Source organism: Streptomyces sp. NPDC031426 (genome assembly GCF_055581585.1).
The window spans coordinates 34,567-51,140 of record NZ_JBVIJE010000032.1 but is presented as its reverse complement, the minus strand read 5'-3'; the positions used below and the strand labels follow the sequence as shown (position 1 = coordinate 51,140).

Here is a 16,574-nt window from a genome sequence, read left to right as displayed (position 1 = left end):
GGCTACTTGGCCGGCGGCGGGACGGCCTTCTCCGGCGCGGCCGCGGCCTTCGTGGTGCGCTTGGAGCCGCCGCCCACGACTTCATCGAGGCGCTGCACGACGTTGCGGACCTCCGCGGCCGCCTCCGATACGACCTCCTTGCCGGAGCCGATGGCGCTCGCCGTGGCGTCCTCGGCCATGCCGCGCAGCTCGGCCGCCGCCTGCCGTACCTCGGGGGCGACACGCTCCAGCTCGCCGCGGACCGCCGCCTGGACGTCCTTCGCCCCGTTCTGCACAGCCATGTCGAGCTCCTGCAGGAGCCCCTTGGCGTAGTTGATCGGGTTCACTGCTGGCCCCTTCCCGGGCAGAGAGACGGCCCGGCCGCGGAGTCGCCAGCCGGGCCGTCAGATCGGTCAGAACGTCGGGGCCACCAGGCCGGTGCCGCCGATGATCGCGAGGGACTGCGCGTACCGTCCGGCCTGGAACGAGAAGTAGTTGTACAGCCGGACGAACACGCTCAGGTTCTGGGCGTAGGTCTGCTGGAACGCCTCCGCGCGGACGTTGCCCTCCCACAGCATCAGGTCGGACATGCGGCCGACCAGGATCTCGTCCTGGTTGGTGCCCGCACCCAGGTTGGTCGGGATGAGCGCGTCCACGTAGACCGGCAGGCCGAGCATCTCGCCGACCAGGCCCTGCGCCGCCTGCTCGCCCATGTTGCCCACGACGTTCATCGGGGCGCCGGCGCGCGGCACCACCAGCGGACGGTTCTGAGCGTCGAGCTGAGCGACACACCACGCCCACCGGCGCGGGTGCATCACGATCGCGTCCGGAGGCAGGAACCGGGTGGTGTGGACGGACTGGATCGCGCCCGCGATCTTGCTGTACAGGGCGCCCAGGGTCGGCGACGCCGAGGTGTAGGTCACCGCGGTCGTCCCGGACAGGGTGAAGATGCCCGTGACCTGCCCGCTGGTGCCGGTGCCGCTGAGGACCTGCGTGTCGATCTGCTTGGCGTAGTCGGCGGACAGGTCGCGCAGGACCACGTCGTCGATGTTCAGCGGCGACTGCTCGATCAGCTGCAGCGAGACCGTCTGGCCACCGGCGACGGTGACGACCGGGCTGGACACCGACGTGGTGGTCAGGTCGGTCTGCTGCACACCGGTGTTCTGCGTGGCCTGCGGGGCCGTCGCCGTACCGGTGTTGATCTTCGGGATGTTGATGCTGTCCGTACCGCCGGGCAGGTCCATCGCCGGGCACAGGTTCGCGGTGATGCGACCTGGGCGGACGTAGGCGATGAACTGCTCCTCCAGCCACTTCGGCGGGACGAACTCGCCGCCGGCCCCGTTCGTGGTGGAGATGGCGCGCTGCTCGGCGACCATCTGGTCGTTGCGGCGCAGCCGCTCGGCCGCCTCGAAGTCGCCCTTGTTCGTGGCCCGGAACAGGTCCCGGAAGTACGACGGGCTGGTCGGGGCGTTGCGGTACACCTCCGGCTCGGAGGTGACCTTCACGCTGGCCTGGTACCGCTTGGCGACCTCGGCCGCGGCCTCGTCGGCGCGGATCTGCCCGTCGAGCTCGGCGACCCGGGCGTCGATCTCGCGGATCTCAGCCTCGCCGGCGTCGAACCGGCCCCGCTCTTCGTCGTTCAGCGCGCTGCGCTGCTCGGTGGTGACAGTCTCCAGGATCGTGTCGAGGCTGGTACGCAGCTCGGCACGCTTCTCCTGGAGAGCCTTGATCATGTCCCGCTTGTTCACGGGGGGCTCCCATCATCGGATCGGGTTGGCGTGCCTGCCGTGGTGACGGGTGGTGGCCCGGGTGGTGCCCCTTGATGCATGGGGTCCGGCGCGGGCTCCGGCGCGTGGCCGGGCAGGCGAAAGACCCGGCAGCCGTGGCGGCTCCGGGTGGTCAGTGGGGTGTAGCTACAGGGCGAGCAGGCGGGCGCGGGCCTCGTACAGCGCCAGGGATGCGCCGTTCTCCTGCTCCGCGGCCTCATCGAGGACCGTGTCGGGGTTCGGGACCCCGAGGACCTCGGCGAGCAGCGGCTGGGCGACGTCGACCGCGCCGTCCGCGGCGGAGACCAGCTGCAAGACCTGGGCGAGGGTCTTGGCGACCTCCGGCGAGAAGCCGTCGGCGCGAAGCTGGCGCGCGCGTTGCATCGCCAAGGCCGGGAAGGCGCTGCGCGCGAGGTTCGCGGCCTGGCGTGCCCGCAGGTCGACCGTCCCGCCGGTGTGCGGGTTGGCGCCGTAGTTGACGATCGACACGTCGCCGTGGTCGATGTTCACCTCAAGGATGTCCCGCTGCTCGTAGTCCGGGGACCACTGCTGCCGGGTCACCCAGAACGCGAAGCTCATCTCGTCCAACTCGCCGCCCTCGATGCCGGATCGGACGATCTGCACGTCCGGCCGTGCCGGGTCGAGGTCGGCTTCCGAGTGCAGCCCAGTGGAGTCCTCAGACAGGCGCAGCGTGCCCGGCTTGGTCCGCGCCATGGTTGCGCCGCCATGGTTGAGCAGGAACGCGGTGTCCGGGTCCTCGCTGAGCGTCTTCTTGAAGGCGCCGGACCTGACGACCTCCTCGAACGGGCCAAGCCAGTCCTGCATCTCATAGCCCTGCTCCGTCACGCTGGCGTAACCGGTGAACAGCAGCCGCGTGCCGCCGGTACCGTCCGGCTTCTCGCGGATCTCCACGCCCTGAAACGGCATGTCGAGGGCGTGGACCTTCACGGCGTCCAGGTACAGCGCACGGGCCGCCCGGTCGACGCCGTCAAGGAACCGCTGCTCGTGCTGACTGAAGGTGCCCTTCATCTACGGCTCCTGTCCTGACTCGGCGTCGCTCTTGGCGGACTTGGCGCCCGGGTCGTCCGTCGGGGTGTCGGTGTGCGCCGAGTTGAGCGGCGCGTAGGGGTCGGCGCCCTTGCCGTCGGGCAGCGGAGCGAGGTTCTCCAGGGCGCGGATCTCGTCGATCGTCATCAGTGCCGCGTTGCGGGCCTGCGTGTAGACCGCGTACCGGCCGGCTGTGTCGGTGCGCAGCAGCGCGTCATGGTTGAACCGGGCGACCTGGGGGCGGGGCAGCATCGCCGACCAGGCGTCCTCGAAGATGCCGGTCCAGTTCGACAGCGTGTACCGCAAGAACCCGAGCGACTGCTGCTCGATCCCCGTGCCCCAGCTGGTGGTGCGGTCGACCTGACCGAGCATGTGCGGCGGCACCCCGAACAGCATCGCGATGTCGAGGTTCTGGGCGGCGCGGGTGCCCAGGAACTGGGCGTCCTCTGGAGAGACAGAGATGGGCTTCCACTCGGCGCCACCAGACAGGACACCGACAGTGTGAGCGTTCCGTAGACCAGCATGCGAGGCGGTGAAGCTGTCCTTGAGCTGCCGGGCCCGCTCCTTGTCGAGGTCGCCGGGCGTCTGGATGATCCCGGTCATGTGCGCGCCCGAGCCGAAGAACCGCGCCCCGAACTCCTCGGCCGCGAGGCCGAGCCCGATGGCGTTCCGGGCATGCTGGATGACGCTGATCCCGGTCGGGGCTTCCGGGTAGGACAGGCCCACCAGGTGCACGATGTCGTTCGCGTCCACCTCGATGCGGTTGACCTCGTACACCCGGGCGCCGGACTCGTCGAAGACGCACGCCACCCGGTCCGGGTGCAGCACCCGGATCCGCGAGGGCCGCAACAGCCGGTCCCGGTCCGTCACCAGGCCGTAGGCGTTGCCGCGCAACAGCAGGCTGACCATCATCTGCGCGAACCCGTCCCGCTGGGTCGGGAACGCGCTGTTGTTGGCGCCTCCGAACGGGTCCGCGATGATCGGCGGCGGAGGCTCCAACGTCTCCCGGATCGCGCCCCGCATCCGGACCGCATCGAATGGCAGCCCGGCCACCGTGTTCGCCAGGATCCGCACGCACGCCGCCACGGCGAGCAACTGCATCGCGGTGTCCTCAGTCACCGGCACGCCGGCCGCCGTCACCGCGGCCAGCGACCCGTTCGACGGGATCGCCCACGGATCACCGGCGCCAGAGGGAGCAAAGAACCGCTTCTCGGTGGCCCGTCGTAGCAGGCTCATCGGTCGATCACCCACCCGATCAGCAGCAGCGCCAGCCCGGTCACGACAAGGCCGACGATCGGAATCCACCACCAGGCCGCGCCCACCAGGCAGCCGATGCCGGCGAGGTCCACCAGATCTGAGACGGTCCTCTGCGGCCGGGCAGGCTTCGGGATGCGGAACGTGGGCAGCTTCGGCAGGCGCATCCGGCACCTCCTCACAGGTCGTCCCAGCTCCAGAACTGCGGATCCGGCGGGGGTTCGGGTTCCTGACAGGCCCGTTCGTGGGCCATCACCGCGGCGACCGCTAGGTCGATCTTCCGGGGGCTGTGCTTGGCGTCCTTCGACAGGCGCGAGCCCCGACTGTCCGTCTTGATCACGCAGTTCGACAGATGTCGTGCCAGCCGTGGATCCCCGGAGTGTGTCAACGACTGATTCATGACCGCCTCGTAGAAGCGCGTCGTCGCCGGGATCATTCGGGCCGGAGACTGCGGGAACTCGACGACGGGCAAGCCTTCTTCCTCGAGGACCTGGTACGTCCGACCCCACCGGTACGGGTCGCACACGATCTCGCGGACGTTCCAGCGGCGGCACGCGGCCCGGATCGCGGCCTCCACTTCGAGGATGGGCACGGTCCAGTCGTGGCCGGCGTCCGACGGCTTCTCCCAGGCGGCGACGACGTCCACGTGCGGCACCTCGCCGCAGGAGACGACCACCAGCGCGGTCGAGTCGCCGTTGAAGCTGCCGTCGAACCCGAGACAGACTTCCTCACCGTCCGGGATCGCACTGAGCTCGCCGCGGCAGGCGTCCCAGGCGCCGGCGGGCAGCCAGGCCTCGGCCGTGTTGACCCACTGGTTCAGCCGCTTCGTGCGGAACTCGGCCTCCGGCGTGCGTCGGACAGCGGCCTCGAAGTCTTCCGGGTCGATCAGGTCGCCGAACGCCGGGTTCGCCATCTCCCACGTCGAGCGCAGCCGGTGGTCCAGGTCGTCCGGGGCGCCCCACCAGGCCATGAAGAACGACGGGTCGACTTCCTCGCCCGCCGCGATCTTCTGCCCGTACTGGAACAGCCGGTAGCAGATCGAGTCCTTGCCGGACGAGTCCGTCTTGACCCCGGCCGTGGTGATGCCGATCAGCATCGGGTCGACGCGAGCACCTGCCGCCAGCGCCATCACGTTGAACAGCTCATCGTTGGGCTGGACGTGCAGCTCGTCGAACAGCACGCGCGTGGGCGACAGGCCCTCCTTGGTGAAGGCCTCCGCCGACAGGCACCGGTACACCGAGCCGGTCGACGGTACTTCGAGGGCGTCCTTGTAGACCTTGATGGCCTCGGACAGGTCCGGGCTGTTCTCGACCATCCGCCGGGCGTCGCCGAAGACGATCCGGGCCTGCTCCTTGTCGCCCGCGCAGCTGTAGACCTCGGCGCCCGTGCCCTCGAACAGCCCGTCCAGCGCGATCCCCGCGCCGAGCCCGGACTTGCCGTTCTTCCTCGGCTCGCCGACCAGGGCCACGCGATGCCGGCGGCGGCCGTCCGCGCGACGGGCGAACAGGTGCCCCAGCAGCTTGTGCTGCCACGGCCGCAGCGCCAGCGGCGACCCGGACGGCCCCGCGAACGTGTCCTTCGTGACCACGCACAGCGTCTCGATGAAGTCGGCGACGTCCGGGCCGTCCCCGCGGCGCACGTCGGCGGCCGGGACCGGCGTGAGGAAGCGGGGCGGCCACGGTGACGACCTGCTCATCCGACGTTGGGCTCACAGGCGAGCAGCTGGTGGCCACGCTCGGCATGCCAGGCGTTCACTGCCCTTTGCACGACGTCCTGGACCTCGCCAACGACGTCATCGGCGTACATCTGCTCGCCGTCCTTGAGCGGCAGGTGGTCCGGGTCCAAGACGGTGAAGGACACGTCCAACGACCGGCGTTCACGGCTCACGTCCCACTCCTCTGCTGCCGTCTGGCGATCAGCTCGTCGAGCTTCGACTGCCGTTTCACCTCGGCGTAGCCGAGCCGCGCCCGGTCCGACGGTGTGAAGCCGCACAACGACTCCCACTTCGTCATCTGCGACTCCAGCGCCCGGATCTCCGACAGCAGCGGATGCGCCCGCAGCTGCCCCATCGACCCGGTGACCATGTAGCCGTCCTGCGCGACTTGGTCCCGCATCGCTTCACGCTCGTCGTGCGCCTCGCACAGCCGGGTCAGCACGTCCAGGTCGGTCGCCGGGGACAGCCACGCCTGCCCGGCCGTCCACAGCCGCTCCCACGCGCGGGCGCCGGCCTCGCCGAGGGTGTCGGGCGCCGGCGGAATGCTGGCGACCGCGGCCAGGTGCACGACCGGCTCGGGGAGGTTCCTCTTGCCCGGGTTGCCAGTGCGGCGCTTACGTTCCGTGGGAGTTGGCGGTCGACCTGCGGGCATGATCGCCACCCCCAAGAACGACCTTGATCAAAAACCGGCTCAATTTCGCGTCGGCGTCTGGGGGATTGGGGGCCGGGTCCGAAGACGATCATGCGCGCGAGATTTACCCACCCCCCGGTATGCGGCGTGGGCACCGCAGACGGTGACGCACTGTCACTGTCAGGGGGCGGTGCCGTCGCGGGGGGTGCGCGAAAAGATTTCGATCACCGCTGGTGGTCGCGCTTGCGGCTGTTGCAGGAGCGGCACAGCACCTGGAGATTGCTCGGGTGGTCGGTGCCGCCGCGTGCTTTGGGCACGACGTGGTCGGCGGTCAGGTCGGCTGCTGGGTGGCCGGGCGTCTGCCAGCCTGGGCACCAGTCGCCCCACTGGGCGCGGTGGTTGGCCACAGTCTGGGCGGCCAGGGTGCGCCAGGCCTGGGTGTAGCCGCGCTGGTGTGCGCTGCCTCGGATCTGGTCCTGGCGTTTCTGCCACTCGGCCTGGTGCGTATCGCAGCGTGAGGCATTGCGGGTGAGCGTGCTGCATACCAGGCAAGGACGTAGGCGGCGGCGTGCCATGGTCGGCCTCCGCGTGGGGTGGGTCAGAATCTGAGGAGCCGGCGCAGCATGTTGACCGTGCGGGTCTTCCAGTTGTCGGCGGTGCCGAGCTGCATGCCGGACCGGGCGAGGAAGTCGTCCAGGGTGATGTCGTATCCGTCGGTGCCGTCGTCCCATTCGGCGATGGGTTGGGTGTTGGGGTCCCAGTTCTCCCAGTCGTTGCTGGGGTAGGGGGTGACGCTGCCGTGGCCTTGCCGGTATCGGAGGTAGAGGTACTGGCCCTCCGTGGTCCAGGCGTCCCACTGGACGGGTACGCAGCAGGTGGTCTGTACGACGCGCTCGATGCGGATGGGCACTGACCCTCCCGTATGCACAGCGAAAGCCCCAGCCTGTGGATAGTGGCTGGGGCTTCGTGGGTGTCTGTGGTGCCGGTTGAGGGCACAGTTGTTCACCGAGATCGTGACACGGGGTCTGACCTGCGGTCAAGCGGCGGTCGGCGTGGATCGTTTGATGGCCAGGGCTGCGACGTCTTCGACGGCGTACCAGGGCTGTCGTGGACTGCCGCCGGAGCGCTTGAGCTGGCCGCGGCGGACGAGCTGGCGGACGCCGTCGAGGCTAATGCCGAGCTGTCGGGCGGTCTGGTGGGCGGTGAGGTGGCCGGGCCGCAGGATGGTCGACTCCATGAGGCCAGTGTGGCTCAGGGGGTGCTCACTGGCCCCTTCGTCCAGTGATCGAGGTAGCCGTGCTCACTGCCGCAGACATTCCACGGGGGTTCCAGGACCGTTCCGTCCTTGCAGACGGCGGTGGAGCTGTGGGTCGACTCTGGGTCGTCTGGGCCGACCGCGAGCGTGTAGACGACGCTGATGGCCAGCACGACGGCAAAGAGCACCAGGCCGACGAGCTTCAAGCCGACGAGGGCCTTGATGACGGTCTCCATGGCCTCATGATGCGGCAAGTGAGTGAGGCTGCGGCAGACTTCAGAGGCCGTTTTGCAGGGTCCCTGAAGGACCTTACAAAGCGGCCTCACTGCCTCACTTGATCGCCGTTTCCGCTGATCAACGCCAGTGAGGCAGGGGCAGTGATCTCCGTAGTGGAAAGTCACTGCCCACTGCCGGGTCACTGGGCCTCGGCGAGTTCCTCCGCGCGCCGCTCGAGGGCCCGCTGGACGCTCTCCTGGCGCACCACGGGATAGCCGTCGAGGACGCCGGGCTCTTCGCCGTACTCGGCGAGCAGGGCCTTGAGCCGGGCGCCGGTCCAGTGCTCGTAGACGACGTGGTTGCGGGTCTTGAGCCGGTGCAGCACCTCGGTGGTGCGCACCCGCTTGTCGTTGCCGACGGCGGCGGCCAGGTCCATGAGGTGGTCGACGTCGGGGACGACTTCGAGCTGGTGGACGGTGGCGATGCCGTCGCGGAGCTGGCGGGCGCGGTCGGCGATCTCCTTGGCGGGGTCGGTGTCGATGAAGTGGGTGCGGACGGTGATGGACGGCTCGCCGGCGGGGATTTCGATGCCGTCGCCTGCGACGACGAGGGTTCCCTTGTCGAGGCCTTGGCGGAGCAGGTGCGGGGCGGCGCCGGCGTTCACGGCCTTGTCGCCGAGCGCCATCTTGGCCTGGGATTCGGTGCCGACGACGAGGGAGGCCCGGATGTGGGCGCCCTCGCGGACGAGTTTCGGAAGGTTCTCGTCGGTGGGGTCCTGGGTGCCCTGCCAGAGGGTGACGGACACGGCGCGGCCCTGGTTGTGGAGGCGGCGGCAGGCCATGAAGTAGCGGGATGTGGCCTTCTTGCCGCCGTAGGGGCGGCCGTCGTTGCCCTTGAGCGGGTTCATGAACGCGACCTGGGCCTCGTCGACGATGACGACGAGGGGTTCGTGGACGGTGCCGGGCGGGTCCTGCAGGCGCTTCTCCATCTCGGTGACGGCGGCCTCGACCATCTCGGTGACGGCGCAGGCGTGCTCGTCGGTGGGGCCCTGGATGAGGACCTTGGCGATGCCCTCGAACATGGCCCAGTCGCCGACCCCCTTGAGGTCGCCGATCCAGAACTCCACGGCCGGGTCGAAGGCGAGCCAGAGGGCGACGGCGCGCAGCGAGGCGGTCTTGCCCTGGTTGGACAGGCCGGTCATGAGCAGGTGCCGCTGGTAGACGCTGAGGGAGACGCCGTCGCCGCGCAGGGACTCGCCCCAGGGGGCGCGGCCGGTCTTGTAGTTCGCGCGGACGTCGAGGTCGGTGACGAGCGGCGAGGGGCCGATGGGCTCGTCGAGGGCGCCGCTGTCGGCGATCCACAGGCGGACGGTGCGCGGCTGCGGCGGGATGGTGATGAACACCTCGTGTTCGTGCCGGTTGAGGTTCTCGGCGAGCTTGCGCCGCTTGGCCTGGATCTCTGCGGTGGAGACGCCGGAGGGCAGGGTGACGTCGACCTCTACGCCGCAGCCTGCGAGGTTGATCGGGGACAGCAGGGCGGCGCCGGCGTCGCCCATGGCGTCGATGGCCTTGCGCAGGGGCGCGATCCCGAGGTCGCGGAAGGCGACGACGACGATGGAGGGGGTGATGGGGCCGCCGAGGTCGCGTTGCTGCACGGGAAGAGCCCACTGGGGTGCGGTGTGGCGGTGCCGGCCGACGGCCCAGCAGGCTGCGAGGCTGAGCCAGGGGGCGGCGAACAGGAGCGGCCCCCAGATGACGCCGCCGATGAACGCGCACCACTTCACGAGGTCGATGACGGTCTCGATGGGCGTGAGGACGTCGTGGATGTCGTGGTTTGCCCAGGCGAGCAGGATGCCGAGCATGAGCAGGATGCCGCCGCCGGCTACGGCTCCCGAGGCGACGGCCTTGGGCGCGTTGAGGGCGAGCTGCAGCATGTCCATGCGCCGCTTGTGGCGGGCGGCGCGGAAGGCGTGGCCGCGGGCCTCCCATTCCTTGACTTCTTCGAGGAGGCCGGCTGCTTCGGCGGCGCGGATCATCCGCTCGTACCGGGATGCGGTGCGGCCGTCCCAGATGCGGCGTCCGACGATGCGGACGCCTCCTGCGGTGTAGGACGCGTGGCGGACGGTGAGGCGTCCTGCGGTGCGGACGCGTTCGTCGGCGAGTGCCGCGCGGGCGATGCGCCGGTAGCGGGCGCGGCGCCGTTCGGGACGGGTCGGGGACGCCTCGGACGCGGGGGCGTCCTGGCCGTCCTCGGGGGTGTCCTCTTCCGGCTTGATCAGGGTGACGGTCATGCTTGTCTCTCCGGTCGTTCTGATGGGCGGTCCGGGGCCCGGGGACGGCGGTCTGCTTGGCGGTGGACGCCGTCCCCGGGGCGTAGCTACTTGCGTCCGCGGGCGTCCTCGCGGGCCTGGGCCTTCTCGCGGATCCGGTCGACCTGCCGCTCAAGCCGCTTGGTCGACTTGCCCTTCTCCTCTCGGCGGGCGATGCGGAAGCCGAGGACGACCACGCGGGCCAGCTCGGAGATGTTGTGCGGGTCCTTGTCGGTGAGCGCCATGGGTCAGGCCTCCGTCTTCTCGGCGGCGGCCAGCTGCGCGGCGATACCGGTGAACGCGCGGGCGACATCCGACCAGGCGCCGGAGGCGGTGGCGAACACGGACGTGCGGGCGCTTTCGGCCTGGTAGGCGGCATCCCCGGCGTTCCTGGCCAGGGCCTTGGCCTTGGCAGCGGCGTCGATGGCCTCGACGAGAGCCTGTTCGCGGGTCATGGTCAGCGTCCCTTCAGGTAGTCGCGCCACAGGGCGCGGACGATGATCAGGCAGGCGGTGGCGCAGGTGCCGCCGATGGCGACGGCCACGGCGACGAGGGCGAGCGCGGCGGCGAGGAAGCAGGCAATGCAGCCGCCGGCCACGACCAGGCCGCCGATCGTGAGCCACTTCCGGGTGTTGAAGTCCTGCGTGTGGTGGTGCTGACAGAGGTCCCCGTGGGACCCCTGTTGCTGGGCGGTCTTGGCCAGCTCGACGGCGGCGAGGGCGAGGCGGACGACGTCCGTGTTCGTCGCCGCCTCGGTCACGGCGGCCTCGGCCTTGGCGAGCGGAGTGATCTCGGTCATCGGGTCCACCTCCGGACGCGGCGGCCGATGGCCGGACGGGCCAGGACGCCGACGGCGAACGCGAGGACCGGGGGCTGGGCGGCTGCCGCCACCGCGGTGGCGGCGAGCGACAGCGCGGCCGGCCAGAGCAGGAGGACGCCGAGGACGGCGCCGAACAGGATCGCCTTCATGAGGGGACCACCGATCCGGAGAGGACGGGCAGCTGGTCGGGGTGGAAGAGGTTGCGTCCGGACGCGTCCTTGGAGTGGACAGGGATGCGTCCGTCGGCGACCCAGTTGCGGACAGTGGACGGGCTGATGCCGTAGTGCCGGGCGACGTCGTTGGACGTCATCAGCGGCGGCTCAGGACGCGGTCCGTCCTCGGTGTCCGGGCCCGTCCCGGGCTCCAGCTCCAGCGTCCTGTCGGCGTCCTGCCGGTCGGCCCGCTCCAGGGTCACGGTGGGCACGGGGCGGGCGACGATCGGCAGCAGGCGGACGCCGTCGGGGACGACCTCGGGGGCCGGGCGGACGCTCGGGACCGGTGAGGACTCGGGGGCGTCCTGGGCGTCCTGGTGGCCGTCGGGCGGGGTGGCCGCGAGGTGCAGGAGGTGGCCGACGACGGCGGGCGGGACGAGGCTGGTGACGGCGATCAGCGCGGGCTGGTCGGCCAGCACGTGGCCGGTGCTGATGAGGTGGCTGACCACCTGGGCGGCCATGGCGAGGCCCAGGGCGAGGCAGGCGCCGATGATGGCGGACCAACGGCCCCGGTCTCCGGCGCGCCTGGTGGAGGCTACCGCCGCGGCGATGCCCGCGTAGGCGGACAGGACGACCGGCATGCCGTAGGCGAATGGGTCGTTCCATCCGGCGGTGCGGGCGAGGTGGTACTCGCCGGGCGCGCACATCAGCAGGGCGACGCCGAGGACGATGGGGCGGCCGCCGGCGGTGAGGCCGCGGACCCACAGCGGGGCCGCGGTCCGGCCGCTCGGTGCCGGCTTGGGGGACCAGCGGGCGAGGATGCGCTTCATGCGGCGCCTCCGTCGAGGATGCGGGCGAGGTCGCGTCCGAGGGCGCGCAGCTGCTCGGCGGCCGCGGTGAGGGCGTCGGCGAGCTGGTCAATCTCGGCGGGGGTGTAGGAGCCGGTGAGGTCGCCGGACTCGACGTAGAGGGCAAGGTCGCGGGAGGCGAGTTCGGCGTAGGGGGACTGGGCGAGCATGGCCGTGAGGATGTGGAAGTCGTTGGCCTCGATGGAGTGCTCGGGCCCGTAGTGGGTGAGGTCCGCCTTGAACTGGGCCTGGTCGGTGCGGTGTCCGGTGCACCAGTCGGGCTCGTCGATCTCCAGGGCCTTGGTGACGAGCAGCTTGACCGTGGCGGTCCGGGGTTCGGTGCTCACCGGGCCTCACCCCCGTCGCGGTTCTCGGCGAGGAAGGTGGCGACGACCGGGAACTGTGCGTCGACGGATCGGCGGATGGCCTCGGCCGGGTCGACGGGCTCGGCGTCGAGGGCGCGGAGCAGCAGGCGCAGGGCCTCGCGGACGGCCATGAAGCTGTCGCTGTTGAGCAGCTGCTGCCCGACGCTGATGGCCACCTCGAGGTCGCTGGGCTCGCGCAGCTGGTCGCGGATGCGGTCGGCAGCAGCCCCGTACAGGGGCTCGCGGAGGTTGGTCATCGGGTCACCGCCTTGGCGATGATCCCGGTGGCGCCGGCGGCGGTGACGCGCACGGTGATCGTGCGGCCGGGCGTCCGGCGGATGATGCCCGCGGCGATCAGGCGGCGGGTAGGGATGGTGCCGCGCTGGTGCGCGGGCATGGCAAGATCGGCCATAGCCGGATCTCCTCCTGGTTTGGTCAGGAAGGCGGTTCGGTCAGGCCCTTGGCTGGGACGGCAATCCCGGCCTTGGGCCGTCTTCAGTTGTGGCTACTCGGTCTTCTTCTGGTAGGCGCGAATGGCCTGGTTGACGCTGGGTGTCTTGACGCCGAGTTCTCTGGCGACTGCCGCCTGGGAGCCGAGTTCTTCGACGCCGGCGAGTAGGGCGAGGGCCCGTTCGTCGGTGGCTTCCTGGTAGGCGCGCTGTGCGGCTTGCTGCTTGCGGACGGCCTCGTCGTGCCGTTCTCTCCACGTAGTCACGTCCCTCCTCGTACCGGAGGTGACTGCCTGACCACAAGGATAAGCAGGGGTGCTTATGGCGGTCAAGAGTGGCTCGCCCGGGCCTGCTGCCGAGCACGATCGAACGCCTCACTGATGAGCCGCTGCGCTTCGGCGAGGTGCCGCACGCAGATCTTCAGCTCGGCGTTCGGGTCGACGGCCTCCGCCGTGCACTGCACGCCGCGCCCGCTCAGTACGCGGCACGTCACGTAGCTACCCATCACGCGACCTCTTTCGGTTGGAAGTGCTGCAGCCGCATCCAGTCCAGGCCCGTCTCGTACACGTACTGACACCACTGGCACTGGACCCGGGTCTGCCCGGGCAGCCGGGAGATCACCGCGCCGCACACGACGCCCTCCGCCGATATCGCAACGCACGTGCCGAGCCGCTGCGGCCTGGGCGCCGGGTCGCCGACGATCGACCGGGCCGCCTTCTCCAGCTCGTGCACCTCGCGCGCCAGGTCGCCGGCGCCCGGGTAGTGGCTGGCGATCCACTCCAGCTCCATGCCGAGCCAGCGAGCGTCGGCGGCCAGGCCGGCCGGGGGTGGCGCGCCGTGGCGCGGCCAGCGCTCGCGCTGGACGTCCACCCGCCACAGGTGGACCACCTCGGCGGCCCGGGTGACGTTCACGGTGTCGAGGACGTCCTCGTCGAGCGGGGACCGGGGGCCGGCCGCGCTCTTCGTCGCGACGATGTCGCCCCAGCTGGACCGGCGAGGCACCAGGCACTCGCCGACCTCGGCGTACAGGGTGGGCAGGTCGGCCAGCCGCCGGGCGAGCGCCGTGGTGTGGCGCTCGCACAGGTACCGGCCGGCCGAGTCCTCGCCGCACAGCTCGCAGCCGATCACAGCAGCCCCTCGTCGCGGGCCGCGCGCTCGACACGGTCCAGGCCGTCGTTCAGGTCGAGTTCGATGTGGCGCGCTGACACTTCGATGACCCCGGCCGGGTACAGCTCGGCGAACCGCACCTGCCGCTGGTACCGGCGCAGGCTGCGGTAGTACCAGTCGGCGGCGGCGATGCGCTCCTGGCGCTTGACGGCGCGCGCGTCGCGGCGGTCCTGGACGATGCCGTCGATGATCTGCATGCCGAGCAGGCTGTACGCGCCGATGGAGAACCCGTCGGCGAGCAGCTGGAGGTCGTGGATGCTCATGCTGTGAGCCCTTCCGAGGTGGGCCACTGGCCTCCATCGAGGCCGCGGCGGTGGGTGTCGGGGACGACGACGAGAGGCCACCCGAGGTGGTGCAGGCCCATGGCGCACAGGACGTAGGCGTCGGCCTGGTCGTAGCGGCCGGGGCCGTCGCACTCGATGCCGTAGCGGGTGCGGACGGCGTCGCGGACGGCGCCTTTGGAGCCGGAGCCCTTGCCGGTGGCGTAGAGGGCGCGGCAGCTGGGCGGGATGACGGCGTAGGGGATGTCTCGGCGCCAGCAGGCGTGCCGGACCATGACGCGGAGCCCGGCGAGGTCCTCGTGCCGGTGGGCGACGCCGGCGCCGAACGACGGCCCTTCGATGACGACGAGGTCGGCGCCGCGGATGTGCTCGGTGACGCGCCCGATGATCCACGCCAGGCGCAGGTGACCGCGCAGTCCGGTACGCGGACGGATGGTGTCGGTCCAGCCTTCGCCCGCCACACCCGTGCAGGTGAGGCTGAGGTCGAGGCCGATCACCCGGGGAACCGTGGGGCTCTGCACCACAGTTGTGGGCGCGGTGCCCACATCTGCGTGGCCCGCTGCACCATCCGGGTCGTGAGTCGTGGGGATATCCCCACGACTGAAGTCGTGCTGCATCGTGCCCCCTTCAGGCCGCGGCCCGGGCGTTGAGCCGGGTGAGGATCGTTGAGAACTGGTGGATGGCCTGAAGGTCGGAGACCTCGCCGGCGGTGCTGCCCTGCGGGACCGGGATCTGCTTGAGTCGGCAGTAGTTGAGCTGCTTGGGGCTCGCCGGCTTCAGCCGCCAGGGGGCGGAGCGCGTGGCAAGCCACCGGCTCCCCATTGCCCGGGCCTGCTGCTCCAGCCACGCCTTCGCCGGGGCCAGAGGCATCGGTACGTCCTGCTTGGGGGCGACCAGGCCGTTGTTGGCGTCGAACCGGCGCAGCCAGTACGTCCGGTCGGCCGGGTTGCGGATCAGGAAGACGTAGGTCGCGTCCGTGACGGGGATGAACCACACCCCGGACTCCGTCCGCAGCCAGCGGATCGCCGAGCCGTGGAAGAGGTCGATCTCCTCGACCTGAATGCGGGACAGGTCGAGGCGGCGCTGCGCCTTCTCCTCGGCCTCCCTGACCGCCTCGCGCAGCGTTTGGTCCTCGTCGGGCATCGCCACGTCGCGGCCGGTCAGGTCGACGATGGAGGCCAGCTTGTGGCGGGTGGAGGCGCCCATCACGTCGAGGATCAGCGCGTCCTTCTTGCCCGGATGCAGGCGCAGTGCCCGGCCAGCCATCTGGCAGTACAGGCCGGCGGACTTGGTCGGGCGGGCGATGACGGCGCACGACGTCCATGGGGCGTCGAAACCTTCCGTCAAAACCATGCAGTTCGTGAGAACTTGCACGTCACCGCGTCGGTACCGGTCAAGGGTGGCGGCGCGGTCGTCGCGGGCCATGTCGCCCCAGATGGCGGCCGCGGGGATTCCCGCCGCGGTGAAGGACTCCGCCATGGCCTGCGCGGTGGACACGGTCGGCGTGAAGACAACGCCCGCCCGGTCGCCGGCGTGCTCCTTGTAGGCCTTGGCGACGACGGGCCCGGCGTCGGAGTCCTCGAGGGCCTGGCCGAGTTGGCCGTCCTGGAGGTCGCCGGCGCGGGTCTTGACCGTGTCGAGGTCGAGGCCGTCGACGATGACGCGCTTGCCGCGGACGTCGCACAGATAGCCGTCCTCGATCATCTCCAGGATGTCGAGGGTGAACACGACCTCCTGCCATACCTCGGCCAGGCCGCCGTCAGTGCGGGTCATGGTGGCGGTGAAGCCGGCGACGGGCAGGCCGCGCCAGGCGCCGAAGTGGTCCAGGACTGTCATGTACGACTGGGCGGCGGCGTGGTGGCATTCGTCGACGATGACGACGCCGATGTTCTCGATGGCCTTACGGCGCCGTTCGACGGCCAGCGTCTGGATGCTGGCAACGATCACGTCGGCGTCCTGGTGCTCGTCGCGCTCGGCCTTGACCACGCCCACCCGCAGGTCGGGGCGGACGGCCCGGACCTTGGCGGCCGCCTGCTCGATGAGTTCCTCGCGGTGCGCAATGACCAGCGCCCGCCGGCCGTTGAGCTGCGGAAGCAGTTCGCTGATCAGGTTGGCGAAGACCACGGTCTTCCCGGCGCCGGTCGGGAGGACGACGGCGAGCCGGTTGTGCTGGCCCGCTGCCCAGCCGGAGATGAGCGCCTTAATGGCCTCAACCTGATACGGGCGCGGGGTGAACTGCTCAGGCATGGGTCACCTCGGTACTGGCGTCTTGGGGTTTTGCAGGGAGCGCAGGGACCTGCAGGGAGCCGGGCAGGGAGTCGG

27 protein-coding genes are annotated in these 16,574 nt (G+C 70.5%); all 27 read right to left on the bottom strand.

The features are described from left to right. Positions 1 to 2: 2 nt before the first annotated feature. The 27 genes from ACZ5NH_RS38840 to ACZ5NH_RS38710 all read right to left on the bottom strand — a co-directional run bounded on the left by ACZ5NH_RS38840 (position 3) and on the right by ACZ5NH_RS38710 (position 16,499). The gene (locus tag ACZ5NH_RS38840) at positions 3 to 326 is read right to left on the bottom strand and encodes a hypothetical protein (protein ID WP_468782203.1); all 324 of its coding nucleotides are present in this window, start codon (positions 324 to 326) and stop codon (positions 3 to 5) included. A gap of 66 nt (positions 327 to 392) precedes the next feature. Continuing rightward, positions 393 to 1,727 carry a phage major capsid protein gene (locus tag ACZ5NH_RS38835; protein ID WP_468782201.1) on the bottom strand — a complete coding sequence of 445 codons (1,335 nt, stop codon included), beginning with the start codon at positions 1,725 to 1,727 and terminating at the stop codon, positions 393 to 395. A 165-nt stretch (positions 1,728 to 1,892) separates the two neighbouring features. Further along, positions 1,893 to 2,774 carry an HK97 family phage prohead protease gene (locus tag ACZ5NH_RS38830; protein WP_468782199.1) on the bottom strand — a complete coding sequence of 294 codons (882 nt, stop codon included), beginning with the start codon at positions 2,772 to 2,774 and terminating at the stop codon, positions 1,893 to 1,895. Beyond that, positions 2,775 to 4,028: a phage portal protein gene (locus tag ACZ5NH_RS38825; protein WP_468782197.1), complete on the bottom strand. Its 1,254-nt coding sequence runs from the start codon at positions 4,026 to 4,028 to the stop codon at positions 2,775 to 2,777. Further along, positions 4,025 to 4,213, bottom strand: a complete 189-nt coding sequence (locus ACZ5NH_RS38820) for a hypothetical protein (protein ID WP_468782195.1) — start codon at positions 4,211 to 4,213, stop codon at positions 4,025 to 4,027. Before ACZ5NH_RS38820 ends, ACZ5NH_RS38825 begins: the two co-directional genes overlap by 4 nt. An 11-nt stretch (positions 4,214 to 4,224) precedes the next feature. Beyond that, entirely contained in the window at positions 4,225 to 5,742 is a 1,518-nt protein-coding gene (locus tag ACZ5NH_RS38815) for a terminase large subunit domain-containing protein (RefSeq protein WP_468782193.1), read from the bottom strand. Next, positions 5,739 to 5,933 carry a hypothetical protein gene (locus tag ACZ5NH_RS38810; RefSeq protein WP_468782191.1) on the bottom strand — a complete coding sequence of 65 codons (195 nt, stop codon included), beginning with the start codon at positions 5,931 to 5,933 and terminating at the stop codon, positions 5,739 to 5,741. Before ACZ5NH_RS38810 ends, ACZ5NH_RS38815 begins: the two co-directional genes overlap by 4 nt. Then, on the bottom strand, positions 5,930 to 6,412 hold the full coding sequence (locus tag ACZ5NH_RS38805) for a phage terminase small subunit P27 family (RefSeq protein ID WP_468782189.1): 483 nt from the start codon (positions 6,410 to 6,412) through the stop codon (positions 5,930 to 5,932). The genes ACZ5NH_RS38810 and ACZ5NH_RS38805 overlap by 4 nt, the downstream gene beginning before the upstream one ends. A 203-nt stretch (positions 6,413 to 6,615) precedes the next feature. Then, positions 6,616 to 6,966 carry an HNH endonuclease gene (locus tag ACZ5NH_RS38800; protein WP_468782187.1) on the bottom strand — a complete coding sequence of 117 codons (351 nt, stop codon included), beginning with the start codon at positions 6,964 to 6,966 and terminating at the stop codon, positions 6,616 to 6,618. A gap of 23 nt (positions 6,967 to 6,989) precedes the next feature. Further along, a complete protein-coding gene (locus ACZ5NH_RS38795; RefSeq protein ID WP_468782185.1) occupies positions 6,990 to 7,301 on the bottom strand; it encodes a hypothetical protein in 312 nt (103 codons plus the stop codon). Between the two features lie 126 nt (positions 7,302 to 7,427). Then, positions 7,428 to 7,628, bottom strand: a complete 201-nt coding sequence (locus ACZ5NH_RS38790; protein WP_468782183.1) for a hypothetical protein — start codon at positions 7,626 to 7,628, stop codon at positions 7,428 to 7,430. 14 nt (positions 7,629 to 7,642) lie between these two features. Further along, positions 7,643 to 7,882 (bottom strand): hypothetical protein, encoded by a 240-nt coding sequence (locus ACZ5NH_RS38785; RefSeq protein ID WP_468782181.1) that lies wholly within the window; start codon positions 7,880 to 7,882, stop codon positions 7,643 to 7,645. A 179-nt stretch (positions 7,883 to 8,061) separates the two neighbouring features. Beyond that, positions 8,062 to 10,152 (bottom strand): ATP-binding protein, encoded by a 2,091-nt coding sequence (locus ACZ5NH_RS38780; RefSeq protein WP_468782179.1) that lies wholly within the window; start codon positions 10,150 to 10,152, stop codon positions 8,062 to 8,064. Positions 10,153 to 10,238: 86 nt separating this feature from the next. After that, positions 10,239 to 10,415: a hypothetical protein gene (locus tag ACZ5NH_RS38775; RefSeq protein WP_468782177.1), complete on the bottom strand. Its 177-nt coding sequence runs from the start codon at positions 10,413 to 10,415 to the stop codon at positions 10,239 to 10,241. 3 nt (positions 10,416 to 10,418) lie between these two features. Then, entirely contained in the window at positions 10,419 to 10,625 is a 207-nt protein-coding gene (locus ACZ5NH_RS38770; protein ID WP_468782175.1) for a hypothetical protein, read from the bottom strand. A gap of 2 nt (positions 10,626 to 10,627) precedes the next feature. Beyond that, complete coding sequence (locus ACZ5NH_RS38765) at positions 10,628 to 10,969, bottom strand: hypothetical protein (protein ID WP_468782173.1); 342 nt, start codon at positions 10,967 to 10,969, stop codon at positions 10,628 to 10,630. Beyond that, the gene (locus ACZ5NH_RS38760; protein WP_468782171.1) at positions 10,966 to 11,139 is read right to left on the bottom strand and encodes a hypothetical protein; all 174 of its coding nucleotides are present in this window, start codon (positions 11,137 to 11,139) and stop codon (positions 10,966 to 10,968) included. Before ACZ5NH_RS38760 ends, ACZ5NH_RS38765 begins: the two co-directional genes overlap by 4 nt. Then, entirely contained in the window at positions 11,136 to 11,972 is an 837-nt protein-coding gene (locus tag ACZ5NH_RS38755) for a helix-turn-helix domain-containing protein (protein WP_468782169.1), read from the bottom strand. Before ACZ5NH_RS38755 ends, ACZ5NH_RS38760 begins: the two co-directional genes overlap by 4 nt. Continuing rightward, on the bottom strand, positions 11,969 to 12,337 hold the full coding sequence (locus tag ACZ5NH_RS38750; RefSeq protein WP_468782167.1) for a DUF6907 domain-containing protein: 369 nt from the start codon (positions 12,335 to 12,337) through the stop codon (positions 11,969 to 11,971). The genes ACZ5NH_RS38755 and ACZ5NH_RS38750 overlap by 4 nt, the downstream gene beginning before the upstream one ends. Beyond that, a complete protein-coding gene (locus ACZ5NH_RS38745; protein ID WP_468782165.1) occupies positions 12,334 to 12,612 on the bottom strand; it encodes a hypothetical protein in 279 nt (92 codons plus the stop codon). The genes ACZ5NH_RS38750 and ACZ5NH_RS38745 overlap by 4 nt, the downstream gene beginning before the upstream one ends. Then, entirely contained in the window at positions 12,609 to 12,767 is a 159-nt protein-coding gene (locus ACZ5NH_RS38740; RefSeq protein ID WP_468782163.1) for a hypothetical protein, read from the bottom strand. The genes ACZ5NH_RS38745 and ACZ5NH_RS38740 overlap by 4 nt, the downstream gene beginning before the upstream one ends. Positions 12,768 to 12,860: 93 nt before the next feature. Further along, positions 12,861 to 13,070: a helix-turn-helix domain-containing protein gene (locus ACZ5NH_RS38735; RefSeq protein ID WP_468782161.1), complete on the bottom strand. Its 210-nt coding sequence runs from the start codon at positions 13,068 to 13,070 to the stop codon at positions 12,861 to 12,863. A 62-nt stretch (positions 13,071 to 13,132) separates the two neighbouring features. Beyond that, positions 13,133 to 13,309: a hypothetical protein gene (locus ACZ5NH_RS38730; RefSeq protein ID WP_468782159.1), complete on the bottom strand. Its 177-nt coding sequence runs from the start codon at positions 13,307 to 13,309 to the stop codon at positions 13,133 to 13,135. Continuing rightward, the gene (locus ACZ5NH_RS38725) at positions 13,309 to 13,932 is read right to left on the bottom strand and encodes a hypothetical protein (protein ID WP_468782157.1); all 624 of its coding nucleotides are present in this window, start codon (positions 13,930 to 13,932) and stop codon (positions 13,309 to 13,311) included. The genes ACZ5NH_RS38730 and ACZ5NH_RS38725 overlap by 1 nt, the downstream gene beginning before the upstream one ends. Then, positions 13,929 to 14,234, bottom strand: a complete 306-nt coding sequence (locus ACZ5NH_RS38720; protein ID WP_468782155.1) for a hypothetical protein — start codon at positions 14,232 to 14,234, stop codon at positions 13,929 to 13,931. Before ACZ5NH_RS38720 ends, ACZ5NH_RS38725 begins: the two co-directional genes overlap by 4 nt. Next, a complete protein-coding gene (locus tag ACZ5NH_RS38715; protein WP_468782153.1) occupies positions 14,231 to 14,749 on the bottom strand; it encodes a hypothetical protein in 519 nt (172 codons plus the stop codon). Before ACZ5NH_RS38715 ends, ACZ5NH_RS38720 begins: the two co-directional genes overlap by 4 nt. A 130-nt stretch (positions 14,750 to 14,879) precedes the next feature. Then, positions 14,880 to 16,499: a DEAD/DEAH box helicase gene (locus ACZ5NH_RS38710; protein WP_468782152.1), complete on the bottom strand. Its 1,620-nt coding sequence runs from the start codon at positions 16,497 to 16,499 to the stop codon at positions 14,880 to 14,882. Positions 16,500 to 16,574 lie beyond the last annotated feature (75 nt).

Excerpts from the sequence above, each read along its gene's own strand:
- ACZ5NH_RS38830 (WP_468782199.1), bottom strand. The coding sequence starts at position 2,774 with ATGAAGGGCACCTTCAGTCAGCACGAGCAGCGGTTCCTTGACGGCGTC.
- ACZ5NH_RS38825 (WP_468782197.1), bottom strand. The coding sequence starts at position 4,028 with ATGAGCCTGCTACGACGGGCCACCGAGAAGCGGTTCTTTGCTCCCTCT.
- ACZ5NH_RS38820 (WP_468782195.1), bottom strand. The coding sequence starts at position 4,213 with ATGCGCCTGCCGAAGCTGCCCACGTTCCGCATCCCGAAGCCTGCCCGG.
- ACZ5NH_RS38815 (WP_468782193.1), bottom strand. The coding sequence starts at position 5,742 with ATGAGCAGGTCGTCACCGTGGCCGCCCCGCTTCCTCACGCCGGTCCCG.
- ACZ5NH_RS38805 (WP_468782189.1), bottom strand. The coding sequence starts at position 6,412 with ATGCCCGCAGGTCGACCGCCAACTCCCACGGAACGTAAGCGCCGCACT.
- ACZ5NH_RS38800 (WP_468782187.1), bottom strand. The coding sequence starts at position 6,966 with ATGGCACGCCGCCGCCTACGTCCTTGCCTGGTATGCAGCACGCTCACC.
- ACZ5NH_RS38790 (WP_468782183.1), bottom strand. The coding sequence starts at position 7,628 with ATGGAGTCGACCATCCTGCGGCCCGGCCACCTCACCGCCCACCAGACC.
- ACZ5NH_RS38785 (WP_468782181.1), bottom strand. The coding sequence starts at position 7,882 with ATGGAGACCGTCATCAAGGCCCTCGTCGGCTTGAAGCTCGTCGGCCTG.
- ACZ5NH_RS38780 (WP_468782179.1), bottom strand. The coding sequence starts at position 10,152 with ATGACCGTCACCCTGATCAAGCCGGAAGAGGACACCCCCGAGGACGGC.
- ACZ5NH_RS38775 (WP_468782177.1), bottom strand. The coding sequence starts at position 10,415 with ATGGCGCTCACCGACAAGGACCCGCACAACATCTCCGAGCTGGCCCGC.
- ACZ5NH_RS38770 (WP_468782175.1), bottom strand. The coding sequence starts at position 10,625 with ATGACCCGCGAACAGGCTCTCGTCGAGGCCATCGACGCCGCTGCCAAG.
- ACZ5NH_RS38765 (WP_468782173.1), bottom strand. The coding sequence starts at position 10,969 with ATGACCGAGATCACTCCGCTCGCCAAGGCCGAGGCCGCCGTGACCGAG.
- ACZ5NH_RS38760 (WP_468782171.1), bottom strand. The coding sequence starts at position 11,139 with ATGAAGGCGATCCTGTTCGGCGCCGTCCTCGGCGTCCTCCTGCTCTGG.
- ACZ5NH_RS38755 (WP_468782169.1), bottom strand. The coding sequence starts at position 11,972 with ATGAAGCGCATCCTCGCCCGCTGGTCCCCCAAGCCGGCACCGAGCGGC.
- ACZ5NH_RS38745 (WP_468782165.1), bottom strand. The coding sequence starts at position 12,612 with ATGACCAACCTCCGCGAGCCCCTGTACGGGGCTGCTGCCGACCGCATC.
- ACZ5NH_RS38740 (WP_468782163.1), bottom strand. The coding sequence starts at position 12,767 with ATGGCCGATCTTGCCATGCCCGCGCACCAGCGCGGCACCATCCCTACC.
- ACZ5NH_RS38730 (WP_468782159.1), bottom strand. The coding sequence starts at position 13,309 with ATGGGTAGCTACGTGACGTGCCGCGTACTGAGCGGGCGCGGCGTGCAG.
- ACZ5NH_RS38720 (WP_468782155.1), bottom strand. The coding sequence starts at position 14,234 with ATGAGCATCCACGACCTCCAGCTGCTCGCCGACGGGTTCTCCATCGGC.
- ACZ5NH_RS38710 (WP_468782152.1), bottom strand. The coding sequence starts at position 16,499 with ATGCCTGAGCAGTTCACCCCGCGCCCGTATCAGGTTGAGGCCATTAAG.